This window comes from Streptomyces sp. NPDC001515 (assembly GCF_053597115.1).
This window is the reverse complement of sequence record NZ_JBSFHN010000012.1, coordinates 158379-174206: the sequence shown is the minus strand read 5'-3', so window position 1 is coordinate 174206 and position 15828 is coordinate 158379. Positions and strand designations below refer to the sequence as shown.

Annotated in this window: 13 protein-coding genes; all 13 read right to left on the bottom strand. The window is 64.5% G+C overall.

The window, feature by feature from the left end; translation table 11 throughout:
- Positions 1-4 precede the first annotated feature (4 nt).
- Positions 5-625, bottom strand: a complete 621-nt coding sequence (locus tag ACWCXC_RS15590; protein ID WP_450889137.1) for a hypothetical protein — start codon at positions 623-625, stop codon at positions 5-7.
- Between the two features lie 9 nt (positions 626-634).
- Positions 635-1237: a hypothetical protein gene (locus ACWCXC_RS15585; RefSeq protein ID WP_450889135.1), complete on the bottom strand. Its 603-nt coding sequence runs from the start codon at positions 1235-1237 to the stop codon at positions 635-637.
- Positions 1224-2300 carry a DUF5047 domain-containing protein gene (locus tag ACWCXC_RS15580; RefSeq protein WP_450889133.1) on the bottom strand — a complete coding sequence of 359 codons (1077 nt, stop codon included), beginning with the start codon at positions 2298-2300 and terminating at the stop codon, positions 1224-1226. The genes ACWCXC_RS15585 and ACWCXC_RS15580 overlap by 14 nt, the downstream gene beginning before the upstream one ends.
- Before the next feature lie 59 nt (positions 2301-2359).
- The gene (locus ACWCXC_RS15575; RefSeq protein ID WP_450889131.1) at positions 2360-4666 is read right to left on the bottom strand and encodes a hypothetical protein; all 2307 of its coding nucleotides are present in this window, start codon (positions 4664-4666) and stop codon (positions 2360-2362) included.
- A 58-nt stretch (positions 4667-4724) separates the two neighbouring features.
- Positions 4725-4928: a hypothetical protein gene (locus ACWCXC_RS15570; protein ID WP_450889129.1), complete on the bottom strand. Its 204-nt coding sequence runs from the start codon at positions 4926-4928 to the stop codon at positions 4725-4727.
- Complete coding sequence (locus ACWCXC_RS15565) at positions 4925-8080, bottom strand: transglycosylase SLT domain-containing protein (RefSeq protein WP_450889127.1); 3156 nt, start codon at positions 8078-8080, stop codon at positions 4925-4927. The genes ACWCXC_RS15570 and ACWCXC_RS15565 overlap by 4 nt, the downstream gene beginning before the upstream one ends.
- A 384-nt stretch (positions 8081-8464) precedes the next feature.
- Positions 8465-8719 (bottom strand): hypothetical protein, encoded by a 255-nt coding sequence (locus ACWCXC_RS15560; RefSeq protein ID WP_450889125.1) that lies wholly within the window; start codon positions 8717-8719, stop codon positions 8465-8467.
- A 101-nt stretch (positions 8720-8820) separates the two neighbouring features.
- Positions 8821-9378, bottom strand: a complete 558-nt coding sequence (locus ACWCXC_RS15555; RefSeq protein WP_450889123.1) for a phage tail tube protein — start codon at positions 9376-9378, stop codon at positions 8821-8823.
- Between the two features lie 994 nt (positions 9379-10372).
- Positions 10373-10699 (bottom strand): hypothetical protein, encoded by a 327-nt coding sequence (locus tag ACWCXC_RS15550; RefSeq protein ID WP_450889121.1) that lies wholly within the window; start codon positions 10697-10699, stop codon positions 10373-10375.
- A 374-nt stretch (positions 10700-11073) separates the two neighbouring features.
- Positions 11074-12024: a major capsid protein gene (locus tag ACWCXC_RS15545; protein WP_450889119.1), complete on the bottom strand. Its 951-nt coding sequence runs from the start codon at positions 12022-12024 to the stop codon at positions 11074-11076.
- A gap of 49 nt (positions 12025-12073) precedes the next feature.
- The gene (locus ACWCXC_RS15540; RefSeq protein ID WP_450889117.1) at positions 12074-12715 is read right to left on the bottom strand and encodes a hypothetical protein; all 642 of its coding nucleotides are present in this window, start codon (positions 12713-12715) and stop codon (positions 12074-12076) included.
- Between the two features lie 12 nt (positions 12716-12727).
- Entirely contained in the window at positions 12728-14383 is a 1656-nt protein-coding gene (locus ACWCXC_RS15535) for a VG15 protein (protein WP_450889115.1), read from the bottom strand.
- Between the two features lie 8 nt (positions 14384-14391).
- The gene (locus tag ACWCXC_RS15530) at positions 14392-15789 is read right to left on the bottom strand and encodes a phage portal protein (RefSeq protein WP_450889113.1); all 1398 of its coding nucleotides are present in this window, start codon (positions 15787-15789) and stop codon (positions 14392-14394) included.
- Positions 15790-15828: the final 39 nt, after the last annotated feature.

Below are 15828 nucleotides of genomic sequence, written 5' to 3'. Positions count from 1 at the left end.
GGTGCTACAGGGAACAGAACACCCCGTTGAATCCGATCCAGGGCGGCATCGCATTGGCGGAGGTTCCGATGATGCTCAGGATTCCCTCCTTGCTGATATCGAGCTTCATGGTGATCCGGTTGGAGTTGGAGTCTGAGCATGGGACGACCACCGTACGGAGCGTCGTTGGGCGACACTGAGCGGGAAGGGGGTCGGCGTTGAGTCGGTTTGCACCCGGCAGGATGCCGTTGGGGTTCGGGTACGTGACATTGATACCGCCCCGGAACATGAGGGTCATCTCCCCGAACATGTTCACCAAGCGGTACTGAAAGGTGCCCTGGCTGTTGCCGTTGTGGGTCAGGTGGGTACCCGAAAGGTTGATCGTCTTCCACGTGGACGTCCCGGCGGCCACGGTTGCCCACCCCGTTCCGTCGTACACCTCCAGACGGGCGACGTCTCGTAGCCACGTAACCATGCCCGACGATGGCTTGATGATCGTCGCCCCTCGGACGGCCGCACTGGCGAAGACCATGACAACGCGAGGGGTTAGCCCGTCCACGATGCCCTGGCCCAGGGTCTGAGCGTTCGGCTTGTCCGTCAGCGTGGGGTACGTGACTCCCTGCCCGTACGAGTCTGTCAGCGGCATGGGTCGCTCCTAGTCGATGCGATATCGGACGTTGTTGAGGCTGCACCAGGTGGTCAGCGCTGACCCGCTGGGAATAATGACTGTGCAGGCGCCAGCGGCGGTGAAGTCAACCTTCGTACACACGCCACCCGCAGCGGCTGCAACGGACCGCAGAGAGGTGGGTCGAAAGGCTGCTGGAACGGTGAAGAAGACGCCTCCGTTAGGCGGGGTGCCGGATGTCGTCCACGAGAGCCCACCAGACCACTCCACGTAGGGCGTCCCCCGGTCCACGTAGCGGCGGTACTGAACGACGCCGTTCGCATTGCCGTCCGTGGTATAGCCACCGGCTAGCGCAGCCGTGATCCACTGCGGTGCTGGTGTGGCTGACTGAAGAGCACCAAGGCATACCCAGCCGCCAACCGTTCGCAGCAACTCGACGCGGTCGCCCACTGCCGGGGCCTGGTAGCCACTCAGGATGCGCACGCTGGGGTACAGGTCGTCGGCCCGTGCGCAGTCCACGGTGCCGTCAACCCTGACGGCCGAGACAACCGCCATGATGGCCCCAGATTCGAGCGCGCCGGATCGCCGGACCGCTTCCACCGATGCGCCCAGCAGGGCATCAAGTCCCGCCATCGTCCTCCCTCCTTCCTGCCACGGTTTCGATGCTGAACGCGCCCCCTGCCACGCTCAGCGGAAGGTCAAAGGCCTGGACGATGTGAATCTCTGGAGGGGCGGCAGCGCCGTAGTCAACCCGGATCCGGTCCCCCGCGTCCAGGGCCGGGTTTGGAATCGCCTCCAGGGAGACGCTGCGGTTCGGCGCACGCAGCTTGGCCAGGAGACCAGCGGCCATCACCTGAGCCTGCGCGGTGCTAGTCACCAGCGATGAGCTGACTGACTTGGTGACTCGCCCAAAGGGGCCCCCGTACCGAAGCGGATCCGAGGCCGCTGTGATGCTCGCTGTCGCGCGGACTGGCGGCGCGTTGTCGCTGGTGTTCTCCCCTGTGACGACGACCCGGTTGTAGACTCCATCCGCCGTCAGAGCCATGGTTGCTCGCACCATGACACCGCGTTCGCCCGCTGCGACATCCCAGACGGGCGGCACAGAAGCGTTGAGTGGGTCAGGGATGTCCACAAGGCGGAAGGTCCCGGCTGCGTCGCAGAACAGCTCACAACCCACCGACAGCGCTACCTCGCGGAATGCGCTCCAGGCATCCGTCTGGGCGTCCCAGGTACGTGTGGCCAGCGGTGTGGAGGCGCCTAGCGTGGAAGAGTCCACGAATGCCGCTCCGGGAACCGCTGCGGGCAGAAGGCTGGCCAGGAACGTGGCCGCGCTCTGGTACCCCCTGGTGGACTGCGCCGAGTCCCACAGGAAGCGCTTAGCCAGGATCTCCAGCCCGGCAGCTTCAACGGTCATCGGGCCCATGTGGATGTCCCCGCTGACGGAAGTAATGACGAAGGTCCCGACGGGCACGCGCTCTGCCGCACCATCCAGGTACCGGATCCCGGCCTCAACGTAGATGCGCTGTCCGTAAACTGCGTATCTGTCGGTGGGGTTTACCGGGAAGGCCGCTGGATCGTCAATGACCAGCGTCAGGGACCGGCGCACATCACTACCCCGGTCCACCTGTATCGAACCGTCGGTGAAGGTTACGTCCTCGGCCACGACAGCGCCGTTGTAGAGCACGTTCACCTTCACCGACAGCTCGTGATCTGCGCTCAGCGCTCGGGCCCACTTGGTGCTTACTGGCTGCACAGTTAGCCCCCTGTCAGAACATCGGTCCAGGTCTCATTGCCAAAGAAGAGCGCTTCCCAAGTGCTGTACCCGGAAAGGATGCTCGCCCAAGTGCTGGCCGCACTCCCCTGGAGCCCGCCGTCTGGCCGGTCAACCTCTGTCACGGCCAGCTTCCAACGCCAGCCGTCCTCCCGGGCATCCGGGCTCAGCGGCTCTACCTCTACCGCGCCCACCGCGACGTAGAGATTTCCTTCGATCCCGTAGCCGGGCATGGCCTGGATCAGCGCTGGCCCTCCGGCGTCCAACAGGTTGTTGAACTGGTCGTGCGCTCCGGCGTCCCATATGAGCACGGTGATGTTCGACGTTCGCCCAGCCCGGACATCGGTGCGGTGTACCGGGTGCTTTCGGCCGACGATGTCGTACCGTGCGGACCTTGCCTCCCTGGCCCAGGTGAGAGGACCCTCCATCATCACTCGCGTGTTGAGGGCTGGGACGCCTGGCGCCTTGAACCAGACATAGTCCCCGTTGTCCAGTACTGGCGCTGTGATGGGCCGCGTGAACAGGCGTGACCCGTAGAGGCTGCCATCCTCGTTGGACCAGGTGACCTGGTACCAGACCCGAGAACCTAGGGGGGCCTCATAGTCCTCCACTATCAGTGGAGAGAACGGGTTGGGGGTTAGCTCCCACTCGCCCCCATAGGTGCGCATGGGTGTGGAATCCCCACTCTCATCAATGCGCCGAATGGTGATTCTCTGGTTCTTGGGTACATTCGGACTCACATAGTTGACCTTGAGAGTCACACACCCGATGTCGCTGTTGGCGGTCAGGTCGTACTCACTGGTGGCCTCCACCAGGAATATGTTGTCCACCGACCAGAAGTCAATCAGCGGAGTGTCGCAGACCAGCTCCAGGCCAACTCGGGCGTACGCGGCTCCCTGAGGGCACGTACGCGTCTCAGTGTTCACCGATGCGTACCACTCGTCCGGGCTTTCTACCGGGTAAAACTGGTCCGGCTCATCAATCATGAAGGGCGCGCCGCTGGAGTCATACCAGTCGATCGTTGCGCGCATCATGGAAACAATGGCCTGGCCTGGCGAGGTGCTGTGCCGGAAGGCCGTAGCGCCGACCTGGTACGTCAAGCCGGGAGTGACTGGAGCGAGGCGGTCTAGCCTGGCCTGGACGGTACCGGCACCTGGGACGGAGGGGGTCACCCGTAGAGCAAAAAACCCCTCAGTGAGTGCGCTGGTGAAGTAGGCACGGGCCGTCGATCCGCCCGTCACGGTCCAGGCTGGAAGAGTGGATTCAGTGGACCACTCCTCGTAGGTCAGGAGGTTACGTGCAGCGCCCGCCGGAGTGGTCTGCGGAGAGGCGAAGCTGACGTCATCCAGGGCCGCTTCCTGCCCCACCGCAGTGGGGACCATGCTGAAAACCGGACGCGCCTTGGTGGCATTGGCGGGGGCTACCCCCGAGCATGCCACCCTCTGAATGGTGGGAGAGAAGGACAGGGGAAGTGACGTGGTAGAGATCCACACCCCTGCCGATGTGTACCACTCGATCCCAACGCTGCCCGTATTGGTGGCCGTAGCACACTGGATCGCCCCATACGTCACGTACGACTTTCCCGGCGTGACCGGGTAGAGGGCCGTCGTCCGCAGGTACATAACCCCGCTGGCCGCCGTAGACGCTCCGGCGAGGCAGTGATACCCAGCCCCCGTGGCTAGGTACCCGAAGGCGCGGCGCAACGTCGCATTCTGCGCGGTCCACCTGGACGTGTCGCTCTCAATGGAGCGCGTTTCGAACTCCAGCAGTTCGCCGTAACGGTCAGTGACATTCGTCAGGATCACGTCATCGACGTTGACGTACTCACCAGCGGCAAGGCCGTAGGCGTAGAAGGTGACTCGCACTCGAACCGCATCTGGAGGGGCGACCATCGAGACCGACAGGTAGTTGGCGGGGACCCAACCAGTCTGTGCGGGGTCTAGCTGGATCGTAGAGTCCGTGTAGCCAATATTCCCGCCGGTCTCGGCATAGAAAAGCATGCGCGCCTTGACGGATCTCCCCGCACCCGTCGCACTGACACGGACCGGAATGTGGGCCACGTAGGTGACACCCGGGATCACGTCCCGTACGTACGGGGTGTTCGCGCTGACGCTCTCCGCTCCGCTCGGAACGGCAGCCGTCGCCGTGAACCGCAGCGAGTAGGACCCGGTCAAGAACTGACCGCTGACCACCGTCAGGGTCGTGTTGGCGGATGGCGTAGTCCAGGCGTGGGTTCCACCCTCGAAGGTGCTGCCATCAACAGCCATGAGGTTTGGGTTGGCGTACACCATGAGATGAACCTCCATAAAGGGGGCCACCCCCGAATATTCGGGGGTGGCCCAGTGGTGATCAGGCCCCGTACCCGCCCTCTTCGCTGACGCCCATCCCTGGACCATCGGCGGAGGTACCGGGGGTACCGGTGTAGCCGGTCGTGCTGCCTGACGGATATCCGACGATCACGGTGTTACCGTCATCGTCCACGTACTCCTGTGTGTACGGCACCACCAGCGGGTCGCCGTCAGGGGTCATGTCCCCCTCGGCCGGAGTGCTCATAGGTTTCTCCCTAGGAAGGCCGGGCGAGTGAGCCCAGCGTCAATACGTGAGTCCGCCCGCGTGTCTACGTATGCCTCAAACGATCCGCCCTCGGTGACCAAAGTCAGCCGAGCGCCGTCAAGGCTCATACGCTGGTCACCCTCGGCTCCACGTGCGGCCAACGTGGACAGGATCGACCACTGACCAGCAGTGAAAACGGGCTCGGGCTTGCCGCTGGCGTTCACGCTGAGCGTGGCCCCGGGCTGTAGCCAGCCTCCCGAGTCGTAACCTCCGGCCCGGTCGTACGCCGCTGGCAGGCTCCCGTAGCGACTCATCGCATACCGCATGGAGGCGTACACGTTGGCCAGCGGGTCCCAGATGCCCCGACTGCGGAGCTTGCCTGCGAAGCTGGCGAACGTCGGGTCAATGACCTGCATGAGCCCCTTGGAGGGTGTCCCGTTCCTGGCGTTGATGTCCCAGTTGTTGATCGCACGAGGGTTGCCGCCAGATTCCTGGTTCATCCGCCGAAGCACCGTGCCCAGCAGCGAGGACGGCTGGCCGATCATCGACAGTGCCTTGAGGACTACTGGCTTCCACTGCGCGACCCCAGCACCCGCCTTGTAGGTGACGTTCGGGGAAGCCTTGGAATCCGCCTTCTTGGCGTAACCGAACAGCGCGTCAATCATCTTGTTCGGTACGCCACGGATGGCCTTACCCCACCCAGTATCCGCACCCGGGATTCGGCTCAGCAGCGGATTAACCACCGCGTTCACCCCAGCGCGGGCCGAGTTGGCCAGGCCGTCCTTCAGCCAGGAGGCTGCTGCCTTGGCCTTATCCCATGCCTTGGAGCCGTAGCCGCCCAGGAGATTGCTGTCAACCCATTCGAAGATTCCCCCATCCTTGAACGCAGGCAATCCCCCGCCCATGGCCCGCTGCACGGCACTGACGCCTCCGCTCTTGGCAATGGCGTTCATGGAGTTGATGTAGCCAGACCCCATGGCACGGGTCCACTCTGGGCGCATCACTGCCTCACCGCCAGACAGCGCGGCTAGGTGGACGTCCCGCCCCGGCGTGTAACCCGGGAGGATGCCACCGGACGCGAAATGTAGCGTCTTCAGCTTGGGTGCACCGAAGGCTCCCGCGATCCGGTTCCACACCGGGACGATGCCCTTCGAGTACACCGTGTTCACGATGAAGGAAACCGGACTGCGGGCGATCTCGTTGAGCTTGCCCCACGCAGTCTTGATGGCATTCTTTGCGGTTTCGAACCCGCTGGCCACCGCCTTGACACCCTCACGCAGTGCGTTGAAGGCGGGCTTGACACCCTTCTCCCACATCGTCTTGGCCTTCGAGGCGATCCAGCCAAATACTGGGCTGAACACCTCGTCCCACAGCCACTTGGCGGCGGCCCCCACATCCTTAAGGGCCGACATGATCGATCCCAGATGCGGCTTGATCGCCGTGTTGTACAGCCACGCGGCCTTGGTTGCGATCCAGCCGAAGACCGGGCCGATAGCCACATTCCACAGCCACAGCGCGATCTTGGCCAGGTCGGTCATGATGCCGATGATCAGTGTGAAGGAGAACTTGAAGACCGCCCAGAGGACCCCAAGGAGTCCTCCGATGAAGCCGAAGATGGGCTTCAGGATCGTCCCATATAGCCAGACGACGATCGCCGCAATGGCCTGGAAAACGGGCTTCAGAACGACGTTCCACGCGTACAGGGCAGCGGTCTGAATTCCGCCCCACGCACGCAGCACGACGGACCGGAAGGTCTCAGATCGCTTCCAGACCACGAACAGCGCCGCCGCCAAGCCCACCAGCGCTAGGACTGCCAGCCCGACCGGGCTCATCGCCATGACCGCGTTGACCGCAGCCTGAGCCGCTGCCCATGCCCGGGTGACCAAGGCCGCCACCTTGACGGCCCCCACATACACCCCTACAGCCAGGGCAATGGCGCTGACTCCGGATGCGAAGGGCAGCAGCCAGCCTGCGTTGCCCTTGAGCCAGCCGAATGCAGCGGACCCGTACGTCTTGACGTTCAGAAGCTGCGGGATCAGGTACTTGCCCAGCACGTCTACGAGCTGCTGCTGTACCGTGCGCTGGAATACCTTGATCTGCTGCATGGGCCCACTGCGGAGGGTGTCCCCCATTGCCTTGGCGGCGCCGCCCGTCCTACCCAGGGCAGCGGTCGCCTTGCTTGGATCCAGCTTGAAAAGAGCGCTACCCAGATCTTCCGCCTGCGTCCCGAAGAGGCCCACCGCCGCAGCGTTCCGCTCCACTGGGTCCCTCATGGCTCGCAGTCGGTCCAGGACCGTTTGCAGCCCCTTCCGCGCTCCGGCTCCGCCCTTGGCGATCTGCTGCTCCATCTTCACAGCGTTGATGCCGAGAGCCTTGTACGCCTCACGGGAGGCTGCGGACATGTCGATAGACCGGATACCGAATTCCTTCAGGGCATCGGCCACAATGTCCGTGTCCCTGGCACCCGCCCTGAGCCCCTGGGAGAACAGGCCCAGGGATACTCGGGCGTCCAGGCCCAGCTTCTGGAGCTGACGCGGATACTCCTGGAAGGTCTCCAGGAGATCTTCAGCATTGGGCCCCAACTTCTGAAGCCCAAACGTGATCAGGTCCAGGGCTTCGCCCGCGTTCTTTGCCAGGCCGTTCTTCATCAGTGCGCTGACAGCCTGAGTCTGCATCGACATGTCGGTGCCGAAGGTCGTTGCGACGTCGTTCATCTTGGTTGCGATCGACTCAAGCTGAGCATTCGTCGCGTCGGGCTTCACCAAGCCTGCGTTGACTACAGCCCGGATGGCCTCTGCGCCCTCTTCGAAGTTCTCGGTGATGCCCTTGGAGTAGAGCTTTCCCGCGATCTCTCCGTAGCGCTTGGCATCCTTGCCCGTGGCTCCAAGCTGGGCCTGAAGCCGGTTGGTCACGTTGGCCTGCTCGATGGCGTCAGCCAGTCCCTTGGCGAGGACGGCGCCAGCGGCAACCCCGGCAGCGGCAGCGGCTACCTTGAGCTTGTCCCGCAGGCCGCCGCCAGCCGCTTCACCAGCCTGCGCGCCTGCGTCTCCCGCTGGCCCCACAATCTGGTTCCGAAGCTCACGGGTGAACCCCTGGATCTCCGGCACGATCGACACATAGGCGATCGCAATTTCTGGGCTGTTCGCGCTCACGCTACCCCCTTCTGGTGCGCTCTCTGTGAGCTAGTAGGGCAGCGGCGCTGATCTTCGCCTTCTGCGGCCCATCGTCGCCCGGACGCCTGTACGGCGCTGGCGGCGGGCTCTGGTCATGCCTGGGGACGTCCTTGTTAGCAGCGACCCAGACGGCGCGCGCCTGGACGTCCACAAGGTCCGCAAGGATGTAGTCCGTTACCGACCAGAGCGGGGCGCCCCCATTGATCGCCTGCCGTGTCGCAGAATCCGGAGGTAGACCCCAGATGAGTACAGCCATCTTCCGGGGGCTGATCTTGCGGCGCCAGAGGTCCAGCAAGTCAACACCCCGGAAGGCCAAGTCTGCCTCAATGGCGTCCCCGTGCTCCCGGATGAGCGGTAGCAGGCTTAGGAGTTTCCCGCCGCCACAGCCTTACCGGCCACCTCGAAGAACCGCCCCAGGTCGGCCACCTTGCGATTGGCCTTGCGGAAGGTGGCGTACTGCTCCTCCCCCAGAAGGGCCTTGACCGCGTGCGTGATCCGCTGGTCATCGATCGCTTCCAGGACGTCAATGTCCCAGTCCTCTGCGGGCGGCACGCGGTACACGGCGCCGTTGAACTCCACAGTGGCAGGGGTGTGCGTGGCATCGCTCTTCGTGGCCATATGGCATCTCCTTGGCGGGTGGTGGGTGGGTGGTTGCGCGGGGCCCTGATCCCACCCAGAAACCAGGGCCCCGCGTGGGCACCTACGAATATTCGTAGGTGCTAAGCAGCAGCGTTAGACGCGTCGTTGTCGTAGTCGATGTACAGCGTGTCGTCCGCTGCCGGGTAGATGGTGACCGTCAGCTCGAACACCTGGAGAACAGACTCACTCAGGTTGACCTCGCCCACGGAGGTGATCTCACCATCCGGGATATGGCGCCGTCGCGTGATGTCGCCGTCCACTAGCTCCAGGACGAAGGCGCGGCGGTCTCCCTTAGGGATCTTGACCGTGCGCGTGTTGACACCGTTGGCGGTGGTCACGACGGAACCCGGGTTCACCAGTCCGAACACCACCAGGTTGTCTTCGAGGCACGTGACCTTGACAGTGCGCTTGTGCTTGCTGCGCTTGGTGCGGATCAACTTACCGCCCCATGCGTAGAAGTCCGTGGTGTCCTCGTCCCGGGACTCGCTGGCGCCGTCCTCGCTGAGGAGTCCCACGGCCTTCCAGGCGGGCACCGTGGTCATGTCATCGTCCAGCGCTTCGGGCAGCGGTGTGGCTACGGGTGCTGTCCACAGGTCAGCACCCTCCCATAGTCGGGGGTTCGAGACGTTTCCGCTCATGTCGATTCCAATCGGTTGCCGCGTGTCGAGAAATCGACAGCGAATGAGTAGCGCGGCTGGCCCGACACGCTGTCAGGCAGCCACATGGGGCCGGACACCTCCGCCACGTCGTACACCGTGGAGTCCCCTCGTCGCCCTGACATGGCCAGCACGTGAGCGCGCACAAGGGCGCAGAGGTCAGCGGCTGACGCGTCTGTGTCAGCCCAGCACTCGATATCGAGCCTGGGCCGGTCCAGGATCAAGTTGCGGCGGACCCCACCGATGCGCTCCACGCGTACGAAGGTCCCCGGGCGGGGGTTCGGTACCCGGGAGTACACGGGGACACCAGCAAGCGGGCGCAGGTAGTTGATGGCCAGCAGTACGCTGTCTGGAAAGATGACGACGGGCCTACCCATGGACATCAGTGGCAGCGTCAAGAGCCAGCAGGAGGTTGCGCCGCGTGGTCTCCCTGGTGGCCGTCTCTTCGTACCCAGCGATGACAGCCGCTCGGAACCGCGTCTCACCCGTCTGGTGGTCCACCCGGGTCTGTGCGCCTACGCTACGAAGTGCTGCGTCCATATCGCTGGCCTTTTGCATGACCAGCCGCTGGACGGCCTCCGACTTAGGCAGGGCCCGGATGAAGTCGAAGTTGTATGTGATCCGCGCCTCACTCATCCAGACGACCTCCGTAGCCGCGCCTCCGCGTGATGGACACGCCCTCGAACTTTGAAGACGCCTACCTCCCCGTCTAGTTCCAGGGTCATGCCGCCCCACTCGATTCGGTCAGTGGGCAGCGCCGGGAACCCCATCCCCTTCGGGGTGATCAGTCGCCACCCCGTGATCACAGAGGGGCGATCCCCGACATCCTCTGCCGAGCCCTCCGGCTGGACCATGACGCTGTGGTATGTCCAGCGTTCGGCCGCAGTCCAGTCCCGTTCGGTTGATGGGTTGCCATAGCGGTCCACCTTCATCGGGGCTCGAACCAGCGTGACGCTCTCGCCGTACAGAAGACTCATCAGATCACCCGCGTCACTGCGAAGCGCCGCCGGTACCTGGCAAGGAGATCCTTGTCCGCCTGAGACAGGCTGGCGCCTATGGTCTCCGCTGCGTAGGTCACGCTGACGGCCCCTACGGTCTCCTGACGGAGATCATTCGGATTGCTGAGAACACGCTGTGCTGCTGTCAGAGCGACTGCGATGACATCCCCGGGAACCTCTGCGTACCCGTGCGTGAACGTCACCGAGACGGGCACCCAAGTGCTCACGTACAGCCTCTCCGTCTCCTCTTCCCAGCGGTAGGGGACGGGGTGGCCTTCCGACGTGACCGACTCAACAGAGATCACGGGCCGGAGGGGCAGAGAGATCACCCCATCGACCGGCGTACGTCGTAGCGTGGACGTCCGGCGCTGAAATAGGTTGCGGGCCTCGCCCCGGATGATGGCGGAGACTCGCTCAAGCGTGGAGGCAGCGGACGCCGGGAGGGTGGCGGGGTCCACTTGCATCCACCCGGCCAGATCCTCAACTGTGGCCAGTGGTGGCAACGCCATGCGAACCCCTCCCGTTTACGTGGTTTCCTGTGCTCCGCACTCCTGGCAGCGGGTCACCGTGACCGCCGGGCCCTCTGGCGGATGAGCCGGATAGCTCTCCATCCGAGGGCCACGACAGTCGGAGCGGTGCTCCACCTCAGGGGCGGTCGCCGTGCGCTTGCGCGGGGGCATCAGGCGGCCAGGACACCCGTCAGGCGGGCAGCGCCCTTGCCCCCGAAGATCGCGAGGCCGCAGTAGAACTCCAGCCGGGTGCGGTACACCGGGAGGGTGTCCAGCTCGCCCAGGTCTCGCACCTGGACACCGCCGTTGGTCAGCCCGGTCACCGCCTGGTCACCCTCGGCCGAGCCGAACTTCACGGCGTAGATCGAGCCCGCCGCACTGGAGGTGCCCTGTGCCTCCGTCATCGGGATGATGTCGTCGCCAGCGGCGGTCTGGCCGATGTCCAGGAGCGGGATGCCGTTGTACGTGGCCACCATCTTCTGGGTCAGCGCGTCCCTGACCATCTCGTAGCCACCGAGGCGGCGCGCAGACGACTTGATCTTGGCGATGATCTTCGAGTTGGTGTAAAGTGCGCCGTTCCCGCCGTTCAGGCCAGGCACCCGGGAGATCAGGTCGTCCAGCGCATCGAAGAAGTCGTGACCACCGGCGACCGGACCAAGGCCGTTGGTACCGGCGGGAAAGACCTGGTTGCCGGTGAGGCGCTTCTTGAGGCCATCGAAGCCCTTGGGCTCCACCGCCACATCACCGTTGATGAAGTGGTCCTGGAACTTGTACGACGCGGCCTTGACCTTCATGCGGGTCTGAATCGCTCGCTGATCGTTGAGGTTGCCTCGCGTCTGGACGATGAAGCGGTCCACATCGGCGTCCCCGCCCAGGATGACCAGCTTCTCCGACTTGGGGTTGACGGTACCCGTGGAGCCCGCGTACCCCTCGTTGACCGCCCGGAAGGCGACGCCAGGCAGCGTCTTCTCCTCGTTGTAGGCGTACGCATTGCCGTTGATCGGCAGCAGCGGAATGCGGTCCAGGACCGAGGACTCCTGGACGAAGGTCTCCAGGACCCCCTTCTGGAGATCGTCCTGCGACAGCTTGGCCGCCTCCACTAGCGTCAGTTCGCCAGCCATGTTGTTCCTATCTGAAGATGGGGCCACCTACGGATATCCGTAGGTGGTTCTAGCTCTTGGCCTTGCTGCCGTACGCCCGCGCCATCCGCTCCTGGGGGCTGGACGGCTCAGGGTCGCCGCTCGGCTGCTTGCCCCCGCCCACCTCGCCCCAGGGCTTGTCCGATGTCGAAGCGGCTGCCAGGTATGGGCGGTCCTTGAGTAGCTGATCCACGGCGGCCTTGATGGCCTCTTCACCGTCCAGCGTCTTGACGTCCAGGTACCGGCCCACGTCGGACGGATCAGCCAGACGGCCCTTGGCTTCCGCCCGGAGGGCTGCGGAGTTGATCTGCTCCTTGAACTCCTCGCGGATCTCCGCCTTGATCGCCTCCAGGTCGTGACCCTTGACGGCTGCGTTGGCCCGCTGTAGGCGCTTGACCTCCGCGTGCGCGTCGTCACGCTCCTTCTCGGCAGTCTTGCGGGCATCGCGCTCCGCCTTGATCGCCTTCTTCCCGGCATCGCCCAGAACGGCTTCCGGGTCGGTGCCCGGGTTGTCGTTGGGGTCGGTTCCGGGCTTACCGTCGGGCTCAGTGCCCGGGTCACTGCCCGGGTCGCCCTCTCCGGAGCCACCCTTGATGGGCCAGATCGGCGTACCGCTCTTGCGGAAGCCCAGAGCCTGGTCACCGGTCAGAGGGTGGAAGGGAAGAGTCTGCATAAGGAGTCGCTCCTATGTGATGTACCCGTGCTTACGCAGCAGGGAAATTTGAAGCTCACGGTTGCCGTGTGCTTGGCCAAGGATCTGTTCCGGCATTAGCCGGGCTTCCTTGGTGCGCGGCCTCTTTCGACCGCCAGGAGAGGTAAACCCGTCAGAGGTCAGAGCCTTACCGCCGACACCTCGCTTGGTGGTGCCCTCCGTGGTCACCTTCTTGCCGGTGCTGGTGGTCGAGATGCCGCGTCGCGCGTTGACCACCTGACCCATATCCGCACCCGCCTCAAGAGCCTCTGCCCCCGCAGCACCGAATCGCTTGCGGCGCTCCTCAGGGGACATCTGCTTGAAGAGGTCATTGGGACTGCTGGCCGTTTCCCGTGACTGCCATTCCGCCTCGCTCATGGGCTCCATGCCGCAATCACAGCGCGGGTGACGCTTGAACCCCTCTGAGTGGGTGTACTGGCGCCCCGCCAGGATGATGCAGCGGGAACATGCCGGAAGCTTGACCACGCGCACATAGCCCACGCACCGGGGGTTGGCAGTCATCGCGACTGACGTGGCCGTGCGGGCAGTGTCGGTGATCGTCGTAGCCACCATACGGGCGAGCTGATTTAGGCCCATCGCGGACGCCTGTTCAGGTGTCGCCCCCAGGGCTAGCGCCCTGGACGTTGTGATGCCGGGTGTGTAGAGCAGCGTGGCTAGTGACCGGCCGTCCGCTGCGATCCCGGCGAGTTGGCGTGGGACCAGAAGCCCCGCCGTCCCGGATGCCGCACCCTGACTGAGCATCGCGCTAGTCACGAACAGCTCAGCGCCCTGGGCCACCGAAAGCTGGCCTGCGGTCACCAAATTGAGAATGGCTAGCCCGCTCTCCCCCTGGAGAGCAGCTAGGATCCGCTCAGGCTCCAGGTGCGACCAGATCTCCTTTACTGCTGCCACAACGCCCCGGGATCGTGCCGCCACCTCTTCATACCTGGCCTCTGCCAGGCGGCGGGAGGCGGCCGACGCGGTACCGGCACGGGGACCCGCAGACGGCATCTCGGGCGCAGGTCTCGAACTCGGGCGGGCGGCCAGTGCAGGACGAGCAGCGGGGCGAGACACTGGCTCAGCCCTTTTCCCGGGAAGGGGCTCCCCCTTGGCGGCCAGGATCTCCCGTAGCCGCTGCTCTCCATCCTTCGTGATCGTGTACGTCTGGCCGCTGTACGCCTCAGCCTGCCGCAGCCCCCCGGACATGGACGAGTGGCCCCGCCCGGTCTTCTTCAGCAGACCTTCAGCAGCTAGTTCCCGGATGGCCTGCTGCTGTCTCCGCGACCGACCACCGAGACGTAGCAAGTACGTCTTGCCGTCCGGTCCAGGCTGAGAGGACTTCAGCGCCTCCCGGAGAACGGCTTCGATGTCCTCCGACTCAGGAGCGAACTTGCCACCCGGACCGGCAACGCTGGGCTTGCGCGCCTTGGCGTCGCGAGAGGCCGCCTTCTTAGCAGCCTGCGCAGCCTCCATTCGGTGGCGTGACTCACTGGCGTATCGCTCGATCTCCGCCGACAGCCGCTGCGCCTCTGGTCCCGAGTCGTCCCATCCAGCGGCCTCAACGGCAGCATCAAATTCCTGGGTGAGATCCCGGATAGCCTTCAGCAACTCCGCGTCGGTCATCGCCTTGGGCGCCTTGCGCGTGGCCACCGAACCCCCTACTCCTCGGGCTCTTCACCCTCCGGCTTGGGCCCGTACAGCGCGGCGAAGTTGCCGCCCACGATGGCCGCTGCCTGGTCGTCACGCATCGCCTTCCAGCGCTCCACCACCTCAGGCGTGACATCCGGAATGCGGCTCCACAGTTCTTCATCCGGAACACCGATGGTCTTGTACTTGGTCAGCGCGTCGGCGTATTGGGCCTCACTGCGGAACTGAGCATCGCGCCAAACAACCGTTCCCATGGCCAGCGCCTCGGCACGAGATGGATTGCCAGCCGCCAGCGCCTCTAGCCGCATTAGCTCACGCAGCGACGCCCCAAAGAAACGCTGCCGCTCCTGCACCTTGGCCACCAGCCCGGCCTCCGAGGCAACCAGCGCATCGGCCGAGATGTTGACCATTTCACCAGTCAGGTAACTCGGGGGTGTGCGCGTCTGGGCCGCGATGTGCCGTACCGCCGTCTCAATCACGGAGGTGTAGTTGGTCAGATCAGCGGCACTGAACTCCGCGATCTGGGCTCCCTCACGCTCTAGCCACAGCAGCCGGTCTCGCCGGAAGCGATCGATGGGAAGGTCCTCTTCCCCGATCACCTCTTCCGTTTCCGGATCGATGATCTCCCGCGTTGGCCGATCCATGCCCAGGACGGCACGGGCGGGTACGGCCCTCTCATCTGCTGCCGTCATCAGGTGCGCCCACAGCGTATTGACGCTGTCCTGTAGTGGCGCCACGCTGGCAATCTCGCTGGTCGGCTTCCCGTACAGACGGGCGCGATTCTCCAGGGCCACAAGCGGTACCGCGCCAAGCGGATTCCTCAGCGTCCCAGCGGACACCCACCCGCTTCCGTCAGCAACCGGAAGCCCGAAGGTCGTAGACGACTGGCGAACCCAGAGATAAACGGCGTTCGGATAGAAGAGACTCGCCCGCTCCTGGCCGCCGTCCTTCCAGACCAGCAGGCCCGCGCGTCGCTGCCTACGCTTACCCGGGACGTATTCCACGATGGCCTGGCGCACGTCGTGAAACGTGATCTCCGTATGGACACCATCCGGCTTCCACACCAACCCGAAGGACCGCCCCGAGATCAGGGCCTCCAGAAAGGCTAGCCCTACCTCCACGTCGCAGTTGTTACGCCTCCAGGCGCTCCACGCTTCGGTGTCGTTGGTGCCGTCCTGGAGGCGAAACGCGATGGGGACAAGGCGCTCCACCGTGGCATCCGGTACCACTTGACACCAGTTGTCGGAGAAGCCCTCAAAGAGAGCGCCGGTCTGCCCCTTGAACTCCGGCGATGTGAACTTGAGCGGTACGTCACCGTCATAGTAGGAAGACCACTGGCGCGCGGCGGAAGCCCTCTTCTGGAGCTTCGTGTACAGCCGGGTCAGGTCGTCCATCGGCGTCAGCGCCATGCGCCCTCCCCGGGTAGTACCTACGAATATTCGGATGTG